The sequence below is a fragment of the Enterobacter sp. MGH 4 genome (genome assembly GCF_000534735.1).
Lineage (GTDB): Bacteria > Pseudomonadota > Gammaproteobacteria > Enterobacterales > Enterobacteriaceae > Enterobacter > Enterobacter intestinihominis.
Map to the genome: position 1 here is coordinate 447977 of NZ_KI973289.1, position 17449 is coordinate 465425.

At 53.8% G+C, this 17449-nt stretch carries 14 protein-coding genes; all 14 read left to right on the forward strand.

The window, feature by feature from the left end:
• The first annotated feature begins 2 nt into the window (after positions 1 to 2).
• Entirely contained in the window at positions 3 to 482 is a 480-nt protein-coding gene (locus L350_RS20080; RefSeq protein WP_072201098.1) for a GDP-mannose mannosyl hydrolase, read from the forward strand.
• Entirely contained in the window at positions 479 to 1702 is a 1224-nt protein-coding gene (wcaI, locus tag L350_RS20075) for a colanic acid biosynthesis fucosyltransferase WcaI (RefSeq protein ID WP_032623950.1), read from the forward strand. Before L350_RS20080 ends, wcaI begins: the two co-directional genes overlap by 4 nt.
• Positions 1703 to 1705: 3 nt before the next feature.
• On the forward strand, positions 1706 to 3142 hold the full coding sequence (cpsB, locus tag L350_RS20070; protein WP_023300545.1) for a mannose-1-phosphate guanyltransferase: 1437 nt from the start codon (positions 1706 to 1708) through the stop codon (positions 3140 to 3142).
• A gap of 108 nt (positions 3143 to 3250) precedes the next feature.
• Positions 3251 to 4621 carry a colanic acid biosynthesis phosphomannomutase CpsG gene (cpsG, locus tag L350_RS20065; RefSeq protein WP_022648631.1) on the forward strand — a complete coding sequence of 457 codons (1371 nt, stop codon included), beginning with the start codon at positions 3251 to 3253 and terminating at the stop codon, positions 4619 to 4621.
• 95 nt (positions 4622 to 4716) lie between these two features.
• Entirely contained in the window at positions 4717 to 6111 is a 1395-nt protein-coding gene (gene wcaJ / locus L350_RS20060) for an undecaprenyl-phosphate glucose phosphotransferase (RefSeq protein ID WP_032623952.1), read from the forward strand.
• 1 nt (position 6112) lies between these two features.
• Positions 6113 to 7591 (forward strand): colanic acid undecaprenyl disphosphate flippase WzxC, encoded by a 1479-nt coding sequence (gene wzxC, locus L350_RS20055; protein WP_032623953.1) that lies wholly within the window; start codon positions 6113 to 6115, stop codon positions 7589 to 7591.
• Positions 7592 to 7606: 15 nt separating this feature from the next.
• The gene (wcaK, locus tag L350_RS20050) at positions 7607 to 8887 is read left to right on the forward strand and encodes a colanic acid biosynthesis pyruvyl transferase WcaK (RefSeq protein WP_022648628.1); all 1281 of its coding nucleotides are present in this window, start codon (positions 7607 to 7609) and stop codon (positions 8885 to 8887) included.
• The gene (gene wcaL / locus L350_RS20045) at positions 8884 to 10104 is read left to right on the forward strand and encodes a colanic acid biosynthesis glycosyltransferase WcaL (protein ID WP_032623954.1); all 1221 of its coding nucleotides are present in this window, start codon (positions 8884 to 8886) and stop codon (positions 10102 to 10104) included. The genes wcaK and wcaL overlap by 4 nt, the downstream gene beginning before the upstream one ends.
• A gap of 12 nt (positions 10105 to 10116) precedes the next feature.
• The gene (gene wcaM / locus L350_RS20040) at positions 10117 to 11508 is read left to right on the forward strand and encodes a colanic acid biosynthesis protein WcaM (RefSeq protein WP_032623955.1); all 1392 of its coding nucleotides are present in this window, start codon (positions 10117 to 10119) and stop codon (positions 11506 to 11508) included.
• 174 nt (positions 11509 to 11682) lie between these two features.
• Positions 11683 to 12579, forward strand: a complete 897-nt coding sequence (gene galF / locus L350_RS20035; RefSeq protein WP_032623956.1) for a GalU regulator GalF — start codon at positions 11683 to 11685, stop codon at positions 12577 to 12579.
• Between the two features lie 383 nt (positions 12580 to 12962).
• A complete protein-coding gene (locus tag L350_RS0122085; RefSeq protein WP_080686342.1) occupies positions 12963 to 13913 on the forward strand; it encodes an NAD-dependent epimerase/dehydratase family protein in 951 nt (316 codons plus the stop codon).
• Entirely contained in the window at positions 13913 to 14956 is a 1044-nt protein-coding gene (locus L350_RS20030; RefSeq protein WP_032623957.1) for an MraY family glycosyltransferase, read from the forward strand. The genes L350_RS0122085 and L350_RS20030 overlap by 1 nt, the downstream gene beginning before the upstream one ends.
• Positions 14943 to 15509, forward strand: a complete 567-nt coding sequence (locus tag L350_RS20025; RefSeq protein ID WP_232934152.1) for a PglD-related sugar-binding protein — start codon at positions 14943 to 14945, stop codon at positions 15507 to 15509. Before L350_RS20030 ends, L350_RS20025 begins: the two co-directional genes overlap by 14 nt.
• Positions 15510 to 15664: 155 nt before the next feature.
• Positions 15665 to 17434, forward strand: a complete 1770-nt coding sequence (locus tag L350_RS20020; RefSeq protein ID WP_408730876.1) for a polysaccharide biosynthesis protein — start codon at positions 15665 to 15667, stop codon at positions 17432 to 17434.
• The last annotated feature ends 15 nt before the right edge of the window (positions 17435 to 17449 follow it).

Here is a 17449-nt window from a genome sequence, read left to right on the forward strand (position 1 = left end):
TGATGTTTTTAAGTCAGGAAGATTTTGCCACGGTGGTGCGTTCCACTCCGCTCATCTCAATTGATTTGATCGTGGAGAACGAACGCGGCGAGTTCTTGCTGGGGAAACGAACCAATCGTCCTGCACAGGGCTTCTGGTTCGTGCCCGGCGGGCGCGTGCAGAAGGATGAGACGCTAAGCGATGCGTTTGAGCGTCTCACTCTGGCGGAACTGGGCCTGCAACTGCCGATGGCAGCGGGCCAGTTTTACGGGGTCTGGCAGCACTTCTATGACGATAACTTTTCGGGCACCGGGTTCACCACGCACTATGTCGTGCTGGGGTTCCGCCTGAAGGTGAGTGAGGCAGACCTGCGTCTGCCTGATTCTCAGCATGACGATTACCGCTGGTTAACGCCAGAGGCGCTGCTGGCAAGCGACAACGTCCATGACAACAGTCGGGCGTACTTCCTTGCGGAACGTCAGGCCGAGGTGCCAGGCCTATGAAAATCCTCGTCTACGGAATTAACTACTCGCCGGAGCTTACCGGTATCGGGAAATACACCGGCGAGATGGTCGAGTGGATGGCGAGCCAGGGACATGACGTGCGGGTGATTACCGCCCCGCCGTATTACCCGGAGTGGAAGGTAGGCGAACGCTATTCCAGCTGGCGCTACCGCCGCGAAGAGGGGGCTGCGACCGTCTGGCGCTGCCCGCTCTACGTGCCGAAACAGCCCTCGACGCTGAAACGTTTAATTCATCTGGGCAGCTTTGCCCTGAGCAGTTTTTTCCCGCTGATGGCGCAACGTCGCTGGAAGCCGGATCGCATCATCGGCGTGGTGCCGACGCTGTTCTGCACGCCAGGCATGCGCCTGCTGGGCAAACTCTCCGGCGCGCGCACCCTGCTGCACATTCAGGATTATGAAGTGGACGCCATGCTCGGGCTGGGGATGGCCGGGAAAGGCAAGGGCGGCAAGGTGGCGAAGCTCGCCAGCGCCTTTGAGCGCAGCGGCCTGCACAACGTGGATTACGTCTCGACCATCTCGCGCTCGATGATGAACAAGGCGCAGGAGAAGGGTGTCCCGGCGGAGAAGGTGATCTTCTTTCCGAACTGGTCCGAAGTGGCGCGTTTCCGCGATGTGACAGACCAGGATGCGCAGGCGTTACGCGCGCAGCTCGGTTTGCATGAAGATCAAAAAATCATTCTTTACTCAGGCAACATCGGTGAAAAACAGGGGTTGGAGAGCGTGATTGACGCCGCGCTTCAGCTGAGCGAACACCCGTGGATGTTCGTGATAGTCGGGCAGGGCGGCGGTAAAGCGCGGCTGGAAAAAATGGCCAGCGAGCGCGGACTGACCAACATCCGCTTCTTCCCGCTTCAGTCTTATGACGCGCTGCCCGCGCTGCTGAAAATGGCGGATTGCCATCTGGTGGTGCAAAAACGCGGCGCGGCGGATGCGGTGCTGCCGTCCAAGCTGACCAACATTCTGGCAGTGGGCGGAAATGCGGTGATTACGGCAGAAGCCGCAACAGAATTAGGCCAGCTGTGCAACAGCTACCCGGGCATTGCCGTTTGCGTAGAGCCAGAATCGGTTCCTGCGCTGGTGACCGGAATTGAGCAGGCACTCGCCATGCCAAAAGAGAACACGGTGGCACGTGAATATGCCGAACGCACGCTCGAGAAAGAGAACGTGCTGAGCCAATTTATTGCAGATATACGGGGATAAATCATGAGTCAAACCACTTTGTATCCGGTCGTAATGGCGGGTGGATCCGGGAGCCGGTTGTGGCCACTGTCCCGCGTGCTTTATCCAAAACAATTTCTGTGCCTGAAGGGCGACCTCACCATGCTGCAAACGACGGTTAACCGTCTGCACGGCGTGGAGTGTGAAAGCCCGGTGGTGATCTGTAACGAGCAGCACCGCTTTATCGTTGCCGAGCAACTGCGCCAGCTGAATAAACTGACCGAAAATATCATTCTGGAGCCTGCCGGACGCAACACCGCGCCTGCTATTGCTCTTGCGGCGCTGGCGGCAAAACGCAGCAGCCCGGACTGCGACCCGCTGATGCTGGTGCTGGCGGCTGACCACGTTATTCAGCAGGAAGACGCCTTCCGCGACGCGGTTCGCGCGGCGATTCCTTACGCTGAGAACGGCAAGCTGGTGACCTTCGGCATCGTGCCGGATCTCCCGGAAACCGGCTATGGCTACATTCGCCGCGGCAGCGTTACGCCTGGTGAAGGCGACAGCGTGGCCTTTGACGTGGCGCAGTTTGTCGAAAAACCGAATCTGGAAACCGCCCAGGCCTACGTGGCCAGCGGTGAATACTACTGGAACAGCGGTATGTTCCTGTTCCGCGCCGGTCGCTACCTGGAAGAGCTGGAAAAATATCGCCCGGATATCTTAAATGCCTGCGAAAAAGCGATGGCGGTGGTGGATCCGGATCTCGATTTTATCCGCGTGGACGAAGAAGCCTTCCTCGCCTGTCCGGAAGAGTCCATTGACTATGCCGTGATGGAACGTACGGCAGATGCGGTAGTGGTGCCGATGGATGCGGGCTGGAGCGACGTTGGCTCCTGGTCGTCACTGTGGGAGATTAGCGCCCATACCCCGGAGGGTAACGTCCATCACGGTGATGTGATCAGCCACAAAACGGAAAACAGCTACGTCTACGCCGAATCTGGCCTTGTCACCACGGTAGGGGTGAAAGATCTGGTGGTCGTGCAGACCAAAGACGCGGTGCTGATTGCCGACCGTAATGCCGTGCAGGACGTTAAAAAAGTGGTGGAGAAGATCAAGGCCGATGGCCGCCACGAACACCATATTCACCGCGAAGTCTACCGCCCGTGGGGCAAATATGACTCCATTGACGCCGGCGAGCGTTACCAGGTGAAACGCATCACCGTGAAGCCTGGGGAAGGGCTGTCGGTGCAGATGCACCATCACCGCGCCGAACACTGGGTAGTGGTGGCGGGGACAGCCAAAGTGACCATCAACGGTGAAGTGAAGCTGCTCGGTGAAAACGAGTCCATTTATATTCCGCTGGGTGCCACGCACTGCCTGGAAAACCCGGGGAAAATTCCACTCGACTTAATTGAGGTGCGTTCCGGTTCGTATCTGGAAGAGGACGATATCGTGCGCTTCCAGGACCGCTACGGGCGGGTGTAGCGCCGTCTTAACGCCGGATGGCGCTTCGCTTATCCGGCCTACGAATGAATAAAAAACAATTAAGCCTGTTAACGGGCGGGCCAACTGTTGCCTGAAAAAGGGGTCATCATGGAAAAATTAACCTGTTTTAAAGCCTACGATATTCGCGGCAAGCTGGGCGAAGAGCTGAACGAAGACATTGCGTGGCGCATCGGCCGCGCGTACGGCGAATACCTGAAACCACAAACTATCGTGCTGGGCGGCGACGTGCGTCTCACCAGCGAATCCCTGAAGCTGGCGCTGGCGAAAGGGCTACAGGACGCGGGCGTCGACGTGCTGGACATTGGCCTTTCCGGTACCGAAGAGATCTATTTTGCCACCTTCCACCTCGGCGTGGACGGCGGTATCGAAGTGACGGCCAGCCATAACCCGATGGACTACAACGGCATGAAGCTGGTGCGCAAGGGCGCGCGTCCTATCAGCGGCGACACCGGTCTGCGCGATGTGCAGCGTCTGGCCGAGGCCAACGACTTCCCGCCGGTGAACGAAGCGAAGCGCGGCAGCTATAAGCAGATCAACCTGCAAAAAGAGTACATCGACCACCTGCTGGGCTACATCAACGTGGCGAACCTCAAACCGCTGAAGCTGGTGATTAACTCCGGCAACGGCGCGGCAGGCCCGGTTGTCGATGCACTTGAAGCCCGCTTTAAGGCGCTGAACGTGCCGGTGACCTTCGTCAAAGTGCACAACACGCCTGACGGCAACTTCCCGAACGGTATTCCTAACCCGCTGCTGCCGGAGTGCCGCGACGACACCCGCAACGCGGTGATTGAGCACGGCGCCGATATGGGTATCGCCTTTGACGGCGATTTCGACCGCTGCTTCCTGTTCGACGAGAAAGGGCAGTTTATCGAAGGCTACTACATTGTCGGCCTGCTGGCGGAAGCGTTCCTTGAGAAAAACCCGGGGGCGAAGATCATTCATGATCCGCGCCTCTCCTGGAACACCGTCGACGTGGTGAAGGCCGCGGGCGGCGAGCCGGTGATGTCTAAAACCGGCCACGCGTTTATCAAAGAGCGTATGCGCGAGGAAGACGCCATCTACGGCGGCGAGATGAGCGCCCACCACTATTTCCGTGATTTTGCCTACTGCGACAGCGGGATGATCCCGTGGCTGCTGGTAACCGAGCTGCTGTGCCTGAAAGGACAGAGCCTGGGCGAACTGGTACGCGACCGCATGGCGGCGTTCCCGGCGAGCGGGGAGATCAACAGCAAACTGGCACAGCCAGCCGAGGCCATCGCCCGCGTCGAACAGCACTTTGCCATTCATGCGCTGGAGATTGACCGTACCGACGGTATCAGCATGGCGTTCCCGCAGTGGCGCTTCAACCTGCGCTCTTCCAACACTGAGCCGGTGGTGCGCCTGAACGTTGAGTCCCGCGCCGATACCGCGCTGATGGAAGCCCGAACGAAGGACATTCTGGCGCTGTTGAATCAGTAAAAAGAAAACCTTACCCCTCACCCTAACCCTCTCCCCTTTGGGGAGAGGGCCGGGGTGAGGGGCGAGGGGAAAGGTTTAGAACTAAAGGAACAACGATGACAAATCTAAAAAAGCGCGAGCGAGCGAGAACGAATGCATCGTTAATCTCTATGGTGCAGCGTTTTTCTGATATCACCATCATGGTCGGCGGACTGTGGGCGGTGTGTTGGGTCAGCGGGCAGTCGTTCTTCTACATGCATTTGCTGATGGCGTTGATTGCGCTGGTGGTGTTTCAGATGATTGGCGGCATGACCGATTTCTATCGCTCATGGCGCGGCGTAAAAATGACCACCGAACTGATGCTGCTGCTACAGAACTGGACCTTAAGCCTGATTTTCAGCGCGGGCCTGGTGGCGTTCAGCCATGATTTTGATAACCGCTTTGTGACCTATCTCTGCTGGTATCTGTTAACCAGCGTTGGCATGGTGGTTTGCCGCTCGCTGATCCGCTTTGGCGCGGGCTGGCTGCGCAACCGTGGGTATAACCGTCGCTTTGTTGCCGTGGCGGGCGACCTGCCGGTGGGACAGGTGTTGCTCGACAGCTTCCGCAAAGAGCCGTGGTTAGGTTTTGAAGTGGTCGGGGTTTATCACGACGCGAAGCCCGGCGGCGTACCATCTGACTGGGCGGGCAGCTACGAACAGCTGATAGAAGACGCGAAAGCCGGCAAAATTCACAACGTCTACATCGCCATGCAGATGAAAGATGAATCCCGCATCAAGACACTGATGCGCGAGCTTGCCGATACCACCTGCTCGGTGATCCTCATCCCTGACGTGTTTACCTTCAATATTCTCCACTCCCGTATTGAAGAGGTGAACGGGGTACCGGTTGTTCCGTTGTACGACACGCCGCTGTCGGGGATTAACCGCGTGCTGAAGCGCGTGGAGGATATCGTACTTTCGTCCCTGATCCTGCTGCTCATCTCCCCGGTGCTGTGCTGCATTGCGCTGGCGGTGAAGCTCAGCTCTCCGGGGCCGATCATCTTCCGTCAGACCCGCTACGGCATGGACGGTAAGCCGATCATGGTGTGGAAATTCCGCTCCATGAAGGTGATGGAGAACGACAAGGTGGTGACCCAGGCGACGCAGAACGATCCGCGCGTCACCCGCGTGGGTAACTTCCTGCGCCGTACCTCGCTCGATGAGCTGCCGCAGTTCATCAACGTGTTCACCGGCGGGATGTCCATCGTCGGGCCTCGTCCTCACGCCGTGGCCCATAACGAGCAGTACCGTACCCTGATTGAAGGCTACATGCTGCGCCATAAGGTGAAGCCAGGCATCACCGGCTGGGCGCAGATCAACGGCTGGCGCGGCGAGACCGACACGCTGGAAAAAATGGAAAAACGCATCGAGTTCGATCTGGAGTACATCCGTGAGTGGAGCCTCTGGTTCGATATCAAGATTGTTTTTCTGACCATTTTCAAAGGCTTCGTGAACAAAGCGGCGTACTAAGATGAGCTTACGAGAAAAAACCATCAGCGGCGCAAAATGGTCAGCCATGGCCACCATCGTCATCATTGGCCTCGGCCTGGTGCAGATGACGGTGCTGGCGCGCATTATCGATAACCACCAGTTTGGTCTGCTGACCGTCTCGCTGGTGATTATCGCCCTGGCCGATACGCTGTCGGACTTTGGTATCGCCAACTCCATTATCCAGCGCAAAGAGATCAGCCATCTGGAGCTGACCACCCTCTACTGGCTGAACGTTGGGCTGGGTATCTTCGTCTTTGTGCTGGTGTTCCTGCTGAGCGATGTGATTGCCGGCGTGCTGCATAACCCGGACCTGGCGCCGCTGATGCGCACCCTGTCGTTTGCTTTCGTGGTGATCCCGCACGGGCAGCAGTTCCGCGCGCTGATGCAGAAAGAGCTGGAGTTCAACAAGATCGGCATGATTGAAACCAGCGCCGTGCTGGCGGGCTTTACCTTCACCGTTGTCAGCGCCCATTTCTGGCCGCTGGCGATGACCGCCATTCTCGGCTACCTCGTTAACTCTGCCGTGCGCACGCTGCTGTTTGGCTTCTTTGGCCGCAAGATTTATCGCCCGGGACTGCATTTTTCGCTGGCGTCTGTTTCATCCAACCTGCGCTTCGGCGCGTGGCTGACGGCAGACAGCATTATCAACTATGTGAATACTAACCTCTCTACGCTGGTGTTGGCGCGCATTCTGGGCGCGAGCGTCGCGGGCGGCTACAACCTGGCGTATAACGTCGCGGTTGTCCCACCGATGAAGCTCAACCCAATCATTACCCGCGTGCTGTTCCCGGCGTTCGCCAAAATTCAGGACGATACCGAGAAGCTGCGCGTGAACTTTTACAAGCTGCTCTCCGTGGTGGGGATCATCAACTTCCCGGTACTGCTGGGGCTGATGGTGGTCGCCAGCAATTTCGTACCGCTGGTGTTTGGCGGGAAGTGGAACAGCATCATCCCGATCCTGCAACTGCTGTGCGTTGTGGGGCTGCTGCGCTCGGTGGGGAACCCGATTGGTTCTCTGCTGATGGCGAAGGCGCGCGTGGATATCAGCTTCAAGTTCAACGTGTTTAAAACCTTCCTGTTTATTCCGGCAATTATTGTGGGCGGGCACATGGCGGGTGCCATTGGCGTGACGCTCGGCTTCCTGCTGGTGCAGATCGTCAATACCGTGCTGAGCTACTTCGTGATGATCAAACCGGTGCTGGGCTCCAGCTACCGTCAGTACATTCTCAGCCTGTGGCTGCCGTTTTATCTCTCCTTACCGACTCTGGCGGTGAGCTACGGCCTGGGCGTGGTGCTCAACGGGCATCTGCCGCTGGCGGCGCTGCTTGCGGTGCAGGTCGCGACAGGCGCGCTGGCATTCGGCGTGATGATTGTGCTGTCACGCAATGCGCTGGTGGTTGAGATAAAGCGCCAGTTTTGCCGTAACGAAAAAATGAAAACGCTGCTTCGCGCAGGCTAATTTTACGAGGCCATTATGAAATTACTTATTCTTGGCAACCATACCTGCGGCAACCGTGGCGACAGCGCCATCCTGCGCGGTTTATTGGATGCAATTAACACCCTTAAGCCTGAGACAGAAGTGGATGTGATGAGCCGTTATCCGGTCAGCTCATCCTGGTTACTGAACCGCCCGGTGATGGGCGACCCGCTCTACAGCCAGATGAAACAGCACAACAACGCTGCGGGCGTGATGGGGCGCGTGAAGAAAGTACTGCGTCGCCGCTACCAGCATCAGGTGCTGCTTTCTCGCGTAACCGACACCGGCAAGCTGCGCAACATCGCCATCGCGCAGGGCTTTACCGATTTCGTGCGTCTGCTGTCCGGCTATGACGCCATTATTCAGGTGGGCGGCTCGTTCTTCGTCGACCTGTACGGCGTGCCGCAGTTTGAGCATGCACTCTGCACCTTCATGGCGAAAAAACCGCTGTTTATGATCGGCCACAGCGTCGGGCCGTTCCAGGATCCGCAGTTCAACCAGCTGGCGAACTATGTCTTCGGCCACTGTGACGCGCTGATCCTGCGCGAATCGGTCAGCCTCGACATGATGAAGCGTAGCGAAATCGACACCACCAAAGTGGAGCACGGCGTAGACACCGCCTGGCTGGTGGATCATCAGGATGACAGCTTCCAGGCCAGCTACGCGGTACAGCACTGGCTGGACGTGGCGGCAAAACAGAAAACCGTCGCCATTACCCTGCGTGAACTTGCGCCGTTCGATAAACGCCTCGGCACGACTCAGGCGGCGTATGAAAAAGCCTTTGCCGAGGTGGTGAACCGCGTGCTGGACAGCGGTTACCAGGTGCTGGCGCTCTCCACCTGTACCGGTATCGACAGCTACAACAAAGATGACCGCATGGTGGCGCTCAACCTGCGCAACCTGGTAAACGACCCGTCCCGCTACCACGTGGTGATGGACGAGCTGAACGACCTGGAGATGGGCAAGCTGCTCTCCGCCTGCGACCTGACCGTGGGCACGCGTCTGCACTCGGCCATTATCTCGATGAACTTCGGCACGCCAGCCATCGCCATCAACTACGAACACAAGTCCGCGGGCATTATGCAGCAGCTCGGTATGCCGGAAATGGCCGTCGATATTCGTCATCTGCTGGACGGTTCGCTGGGTGCGATGGTGGGCGACACGCTCGGCCAGCTGCCTGCGATCAACGAACGTCTGGCGGTGGCGGTGAAAGCCGAACGCGAAAAAGGTATTGGCATGGTGAAATCCGTCCTCGACCGCGTCCGGGAGGGGAAATGAAGGTTGGTTTCTTCTTACTGAAATTTCCGCTGTCGTCTGAAACTTTTGTGCTGAACCAAATCACCGCGTTTATCGATATGGGGTATGACGTGGAGATTATCGCCCTGCAAAAGGGCGATACGCAAAACACCCATGCGGCGTATACCCAGTATGGGCTGGAGGCGAAAACCCGCTGGTTGCAGGACGAACCCGCCGGACGGATGAACAAACTGCGCCATCGCGCCGGACAGACGCTGCGCGGCCTGCATCGCGCCTCGACGTGGCGGGCGCTGAATATGTCGCGCTATGGGGCGGAGGCCCGCAACCTGATCTTATCCGCCATTTGCGGGCAAACGGCCCAGCCGTACCGGGCCGATGTCTTTATCGCTCACTTTGGCCCGGCTGGCGTCACGGCGGCAAAACTGCGTGAGCTGGGGGTGATTGACGGCAAAATCGCCACCATTTTCCACGGTATCGATATCTCCAGCCGTGAAGTGCTGAACCACTACACGCCGGAATATCAGCAGCTGTTTCGCCGTGGTGACATGATGCTGCCGATAAGCGACCTGTGGGCCGGGCGCCTGAAAACCATGGGGTGCCCGAGCGAGAAAATCACCGTTTCACGCATGGGCGTGGACATGGAACGCTTCACCCAGCGACCCGTCAAGGTGCCGGGCAAGCCGCTGCAAATTATCTCTGTTGCCCGCCTGACCGAAAAGAAAGGGCTGCATGTAGCCATCGAAGCCTGTCGCCAGCTGAAGGCGCGTGGTGTGGACTTCCACTACCGCATCCTGGGTATCGGGCCGTGGGAGCGTCGTCTGCGCACGCTGATTGAACAGTATCAGCTGGAAGACGTGGTCGAGATGCCGGGCTTCAAGCCGAGCCACGAAGTGAAAGCCATGCTCGACGAGGCGGATGTGTTCCTGCTGCCTTCCGTAACCGGCGCTGACGGCGATATGGAAGGCATTCCCGTGGCGCTGATGGAGGCGATGGCGGTCGGCATTCCGGTGGTCTCGACGTTACACAGCGGCATCCCGGAGCTGATCACCTCTGAGCATTCCGGCTGGCTGGTCCCTGAAAACAATGCGCTGGCGCTGGCGGACCGTCTGGCCGCGTTCAGCGATATCGATCAGCAGACGCTGATCCCTGTGCTGCAAAATGCGCGGCAAAAAGTTGAAGCAGAATTCAATCAGCAGGTGATTAATCGCCAGTTAGCGAGCCTGCTGCAAACGCTGTAACGCTGAGGTTGTATGCTGAATAAGATTACCCGACGCCGATTTGTCTCTTCTTTATCCGTCCTGGCTGCCATGCCGCTGCTGTCGCCCCGCGCTGTGCGGGCGGCAACCGGGAAGACGGTTTCTGTCGATCGTTACAACAATAAGGACTGGATCGCCGCCTTTAAGCAGGCATTTACCGAGGGCGATACCGTTGTTGTTCCCGCCGGGTTAACCTGTGAAAACATCAATACCGGCATTTTCATTCCTGATGGCAAAACCCTGCTGATCCGCGGTGCGCTGAAGGGCAACGGGCGCGGGCGGTTTGTGCTTCAGGAGGGCTGCAAGGTCATTGGGGAAGGAGAAGGGCGCACGCATAACATCACGCTGGACGTGCGTGGCTCCGACTGTGTCATTAAAGGGCTGGCGATGAGCGGCTTCGGCCCCGTCACCCAGATCTACATCGGTGGTAAAAAACGGCGAGTGATGCGCAACCTGCTCATCGATAACATCACCGTGACGCAGGCCAACTACGCGATCCTGCGTCAGGGGTTCCACAATCAGGTGGACGGTGCGCGCATTACCAATAGTAAATTCAGCCACTTGCAGGGTGACGCGATTGAGTGGAACGTGGCGATTAACGACCGTAACATCCTGATCTCGGACCACGTGATCGATAACATCAACTGCACCAACGGCAAGATCAACTGGGGCATAGGCATCGGGCTGGCCGGCAGTACGTACGACAATGATTATCCGGAACAGCAGACCGTTAAAAACTTCGTGGTGGCGAATATCACCGGCAGCAACTGTCGGCAGCTGGTCCATGTCGAAAACGGTAAACACTTTGTGATCCGTAATATCAAGGCCAGCAATATTACTCCTGACTTCAGTAAAAAGGCCGGAATTGATAACGCGACGGTAGCTATTTATGGCTGTGATAATTTCGTTATTGATAATGTCGATATGGTCAACAGCGCCGGAATGCTAATTGGCTATGGCGTGATCAAGGGCGATTATCTGTCGATACCGCAGAACTTCAAACTTAACGATATTCGCCTGGATAACCGACAGCTTGCCTATAAGCTACGCGGGATACAGATTTCCTCCGGCAATGCCACGTCGTTTGTTGCCATCACCAACGTGGAGATGCAGCGGGCAACGCTTGAGCTGCATAACAAACCCCAACACCTTTTCTTACGTAATATCAACGTGATGCAGGAGTCAACGACGGGACCGGCCCTGAAGATGAACTTCGATTTGCGTAAAGACGTGCGCGGGAAATTTATGGCTAAAAACGAGACGTTGCTGTCGCTTGCGAACATAAAAGCGGTTAATGAAAAGGGGCAGAGCTCGGTGGATATTGATCGGGTCGATCAACACGTGGTGAATACGGAACGGTTGAATTTTGCGCTGCCGCACAGGTAATCATCCAGACTATTTTGCGACAATTCCTGGAACGAAATCGCGATCTATTCAGATTACAACTACTGTAATTTGTGGTGGGGTGACCTAGGATTACTTCATATTTACGGCAAAACATGCTGGCGAAAACAGGTTTAAAAGCTATAATTCGTCAACCATTTTAAGGTGGAAGAAATAATGATTAATTTGAAAGCAGTCATACCGGTAGCGGGTCTGGGCATGCATATGTTGCCAGCCACGAAGGCAATTCCCAAAGAGATGCTGCCGATCGTTGACAAGCCGATGATTCAGTACATCGTCGACGAGATTGTTGCTGCAGGGATCAAAGAAATCGTTCTGGTGACGCACTCTTCGAAGAATGCGGTAGAGAACCACTTCGACACCTCTTATGAACTCGAAGCGTTGCTTGAGCAGCGCGTTAAGCGTCAGCTTCTGGCGGAAGTTCAGTCTATCTGCCCTCCTGGCGTGACCATCATGAACGTGCGTCAGGCGCAGCCGTTGGGTCTGGGCCACTCGATCCTGTGCGCGCGTCCGGTCGTAGGCGATAACCCGTTTATCGTGGTACTGCCCGATATCATCATTGATACCGCTTCTGCCGATCCGCTGCGTTACAACCTGGCGGCAATGGTTGCACGCTTCAACGAAACAGGTCGCAGCCAGGTGCTGGCGAAACGTATGAAGGGTGATCTCTCTGAGTATTCCGTTATTCAGACCAAAGAGCCGCTGGAGTCGGAAGGGCAGGTGAGCCGTATCGTTGAGTTTATCGAAAAACCCGATCAGCCGCAGACCCTGGACTCCGACCTGATGGCAGTCGGCCGTTATGTGCTGAATGCCGATATCTGGGCTGAGCTGGAAAAAACCGAGCCGGGTGCCTGGGACCGTATCCAGCTGACCGATGCGATTGCTGAGCTGGCGAAGAAGCAGTCGGTTGATGCCATGCTGATGACCGGTGACAGCTATGACTGCGGTAAGAAAATGGGGTATATGCAGGCGTTTGTGAACTATGGCCTGCGTAACCTGAAGGAAGGGGCGAAGTTCAGAAGCCGGATTGAGAAGCTGCTGGCTTACGACTAATAGTCCTTCCGCAGTCTGAAAGACTTTATGCGCGGCAGCCATCTTTTTGTTATGTTGTTACATAAACAAAATGATGGCTGCCGCTTTTTGTTATTAATTCCTGTGATAACAGAGAGTTACCTGCTTCAAATCTGGGCTGATTTGTAGCGATTTGTGCTTGTTTCTGACGCCATTTAGGACGACAATTAACGCCACTTTTTGTCTGTAATCAGACCAGAAAATTCTTCTCTAAACTTCTCTCAGTGCACTGGTAGCTGTTAAGCCAGGGGCGGTAGCATACCTCGCATAAGTTAATGAATAAAGAACGAATGGCTCTGGATAGTACAGTGATCGCGTTCCTGCACTCCTCGCGGGGTAAAAATAACAAATTAAGCAGATAGGGGATGGCAATGAAAGTATTGGTGACGGGCGGAACCGGATTTCTTGGTACTGCTTTAGTCCAGACGTTGAAATCATCGGGGCACGAGGTGATACTAACAACGCGCAGGCAAGAGAACATTGCAGAAGGTATTTTCAACTTGGGTGATATCTCAGCCGACACCAACTGGGCTCATCTTCTCCAGGGGTGCGACACCGTCATTCATACTGCGGGAAGGGCACATATTCTCAATGATGACGCACAGGATGCATTAGCGGAATTCCGACGGGTTAATCACGATGCGACGATAAAATTAGCTAAAGATGCCGCCAGTAGCGGTGTAAAGCACTTTATTTTCATAAGCTCTATCGGTGTCAACGGTAATTCCACTTCAGGAACTCCCTTTACAGAAACATCGGCACCTCGACCGACTTCTGATTATGCCATTTCCAAGCTTGAAGCTGAGCAGAGCCTATTAAAAAATTTTGGAGGGACTGATATGGCTATCACTATTGTCCGTCCGGCTTTAATTTGTGGCGAAAATGCACCGGGTAATATTCAGCGTCTTTTGAACCTGGTATCGAAAAACCTGCCGTTGCCGTTTAAAAACGTTAAGAATAAGCGTGCTCTTGTTTCGCTGGATAATGTCGTCAGTTTTATCAATGAATGTGTCGTAAACGAGAAAGCTAAGAATCAACTCTTTTTACTCGCTGATGCAGAACGACCTTCAACGGAAGAGATGATTGAAACTTTTGCTGCTGGTATGGATATCAAAGCGAAAATTATTTATTTCCCTAAAAGCATTATGAAGTTACTGCTTTCCGCTGCTGGAAAAGGTGGTATTTACGATCAGTTATTTGGCGATCTGGAAGTCGATGCCTCCAAATCGCGGGAACATTTGCACTGGACACCCCCGATAACACTTCATGAAACTATGAAAAAAACGGCGAAATATTATACTGAAGGTAATAAATAATGTTGAATTTTGGAATTGTGATATTCGCTTTTTTAGCATCGTGTGCGCTGACTTGGGGATTGCGGGGGTATGCAATAAAGCATAATGTTATTGACCGCCCAAACCAGCGAAGTTCTCATTCTGTGCCGACCCCGCGAGGTGGTGGAGTAGCGATCGTCCTGACGCTCCTGGTCGCTTTGGTAGGATTTTATTTTAACCATACGCTTACGTTCGACAGTTTCCTGGGTTTATTTATTCCAGGTGTAATTGTCGCTATCATTGGCTTCCTTGATGATCATGGTCATATTGCGGCACGCTGGCGTCTATTGATGCATTTCATGGCAGCAGCAATTGGCATCTATTTCCTGGGTTCCTTCCCTGTAATTACGCTGTTTGGTTACGATCTTTCCTTATCCTGGATTGGTATGATTCTCGGCTGTGTGTATCTGGTCTGGATGCTGAACTTATATAATTTTATGGATGGGATTAATGGTTTAGCCAGCGCTGAAGCAATAACATTTGCCGCATGTAGTGCTATATTAATTGTTGTAAACCAGTACACGGACGCGCCTGGAAGTATTTATCCGCTGACGCTTGCCCTTATCGGTGCCGCGGCCGGTTTTATTGTCTGGAATTTCCCGAGAGCAAAAATCTTCATGGGCGATGCCGGGAGTGGTTTCCTGGGGATAACTATCGGACTGATGATTCTCCATATTGCGAAAGCAGATACACATTTCTTTATTGCAGAATTATGTTTGCTGGGCGTATTTATCGTCGATGCCACGACAACTTTATTGAGGAGGCTCGTAGCAGGTAAAAAGGTCTATGAAGCACATGCCAGCCATGGCTACCAAATTCTTGCAAGAAAATATGGCAGCCACGTTCCGGTGACATCATTGGCGATTGCCGTCAATCTTCTGTGGCTCTTCCCCATCGCCTTTTTTATTGCCTCAGGCAAAATTGATGGTGTTGTGGGGCTACTCATCGCCTGGTTCCCGCTTCTCGTTGTTGCACTGAAATGTGGTGCAGGTGTCAAAGACAAAGAGAGCAATGTCAATGCATGACTTATTGATTTTGGGAGCGGGTGGTCATGGCCGTACGCTGTACGAGACAGCGAGACTGCTGGGATATGACGATATCGTTTTTCTCGACGATAATACATCCGCCTGCCAGGAAATTAACAAACTGATTATTGGAAAAATTTCAGAACTACGGTTCCATATCGGTAAGGTAAGTCATGTTGCTATTGGCATCGGAAACAATAAAGTCAGAGAGCAACTCTATCAGCAACTGATCGGCTTAGGTATTCATCCTGTATCGCTCATACATCCCTTTGCATTTGTCAGTCCATCGGCGACCATTGCTGATGGTTCTGTTGTGTTAGCGGGCGCTGTAGTGGGCGCCAACGCAAAATTAGGTTTGGCGACGATTGTGAATAGCCACTCGACAATAGATCACGATTCCATTGTTGGTGATTTCGCTCACTTAGGTGTTGGTGTCCATCTTGCGGGCAGCGCTGTGATTGGGAAATCAGCGTTTCTCCAGGCGGGGACAGTGGGTGGTTATAATACTAAAGTAGACGATTACTCAGTGTGTCCTGCTGGTACTATTTTATAAACTGAATGCAAGCTTTAGTGAGGCGACCAGTTTTTAGTATGCTAAATTATTTAATATCTTTACCACGACCAATAAAACGTATTATCACACTCTCTATAGATGTTGTGCTTCTGCTGTGCGCATTTTGGTTTGCATTTTGGGTGCGCATTGATTCAATGACTCCAGTATATAGTACAGAGCATTGGCTTTTTATTCTTTCAATAATTTTAGTTACTTTGGCAATCTTTGTTAAATTAGGGCTGTATCGGGCCGTAATTCGTTATATTACTGCCAAAATATTACTGGTAGTAACGATGGGGATGGTCATATCGTCCATTTTGCTTATTATCGCAGCGTTCTATACCAACCTCTATTTGCCGAGAACGATTCCTTTTATCTATTTCTCATTCGGTCTACTGCTTATTGCCGGATCACGGCTTGGGATGAGAATGTTGGTGAATCGTGGGTTGAATCTGGGCACTCGGGTAGTTATTTATGGTGCAGGTGCATCCGGTCGTCAATTACTGCCTGCGCTGAGCCAGATGGACGAATATTACCCCGTTGCTTTTGTCGATGATAACCGTGCCCTGCAAGGTCAGGTGATTCACGGGGTAAGCGTTTTTGCGCCAGAAAAACTGCCCTGGCTGGTTGAGAAATACGAAGCGAAGAAAATTCTGCTGGCCATGCCAAGCGCAAGCCGGGCAAGAAAGAACGAAGTCATTAAAACACTGGAAGGTCTGCCGTGCGAAGTGCTCTCCATCCCGGGAATGGTCGATTTGGTGGAGGGGAAGGCAAGTATTGATTCCTTGCGGAAAGTCGTTATTACAGACCTGCTGGGCCGCGATCCTGTCTCACCCATTCCGGAACTGATATCCCGTAATATTAACGGGAAAACAGTGATGGTTACCGGGGCAGGGGGGTCAATAGGGTCTGAACTATGCCGACAGATAATTAAAAATAAGCCAAACCAGCTTATTCTTTTCGAACTGTCCGAATTCTCCCTCTATTCCATTGATTCCGAACTGCGTAACCTGAATCTGGGTCAGGATTTTAAGGTTAAAATCTATCCGATCCTCGGAAACGTTCAGGATAAAGAGCATCTCGAAAGGTTAATCAGAGCATTCAACGTCGACACAATTTATCATGCTGCGGCGTACAAGCATGTACCGCTTGTCGAGTTCAACGTACTTGATGGCGTGTGCAATAATATCTTTGGTACGTTGAGCTGCGCTCAGGCTGCGGCAAGTTGCGGTGTTGAAAACTTTGTTCTGATTTCGACTGATAAAGCCGTTCGCCCTACCAACACCATGGGGGCGACCAAGCGCATGGCGGAGCTGGTGCTGCAAGCGCTGGCGAAGGAATCCAGTAAAACCTGCTTCAGTATGGTTCGTTTCGGCAACGTGTTAGGCTCATCAGGCTCAGTTGTGCCGTTATTTGAAAAACAGATTGCTGCAGGTGGACCGGTGACGCTGACTCACGAAGATATCACGCGTTACTTTATGACCATTCCTGAAGCGGCTCAATTGGTGATCCAGGCGGGAGCCATGGGCACGGGCGGCGATGTTTTTGTTCTGGATATGGGGGAACCCGTCAGGATTATCGATCTTGCACACCGCATGATTACGCTGCAAGGGCTAACCGTTCGTGATGATAAAAACCCCTATGGTGATATTACGATAAAAACGACTGGTCTGCGTCCAGGTGAGAAACTGTATGAAGAGTTGCTTATCGGCGACAATGTCTCTGCAACACAGCACCCGCGTATCAGGACTGCTAACGAAGTGATGTTGCCTTGGAGTGAGATGAGTATGATTCTCAACGATCTCGACAAAGCCTGCTGCGAGTTCGACTATGAACGTGTGCGTGAGATACTCTTGCAGGCACCTGCTGCGTTCAATCCTACGGATGGTATCTGCGATTTACTTTGGAATGAAAAGGTAAGTTAAAATAGCAGATTGTCA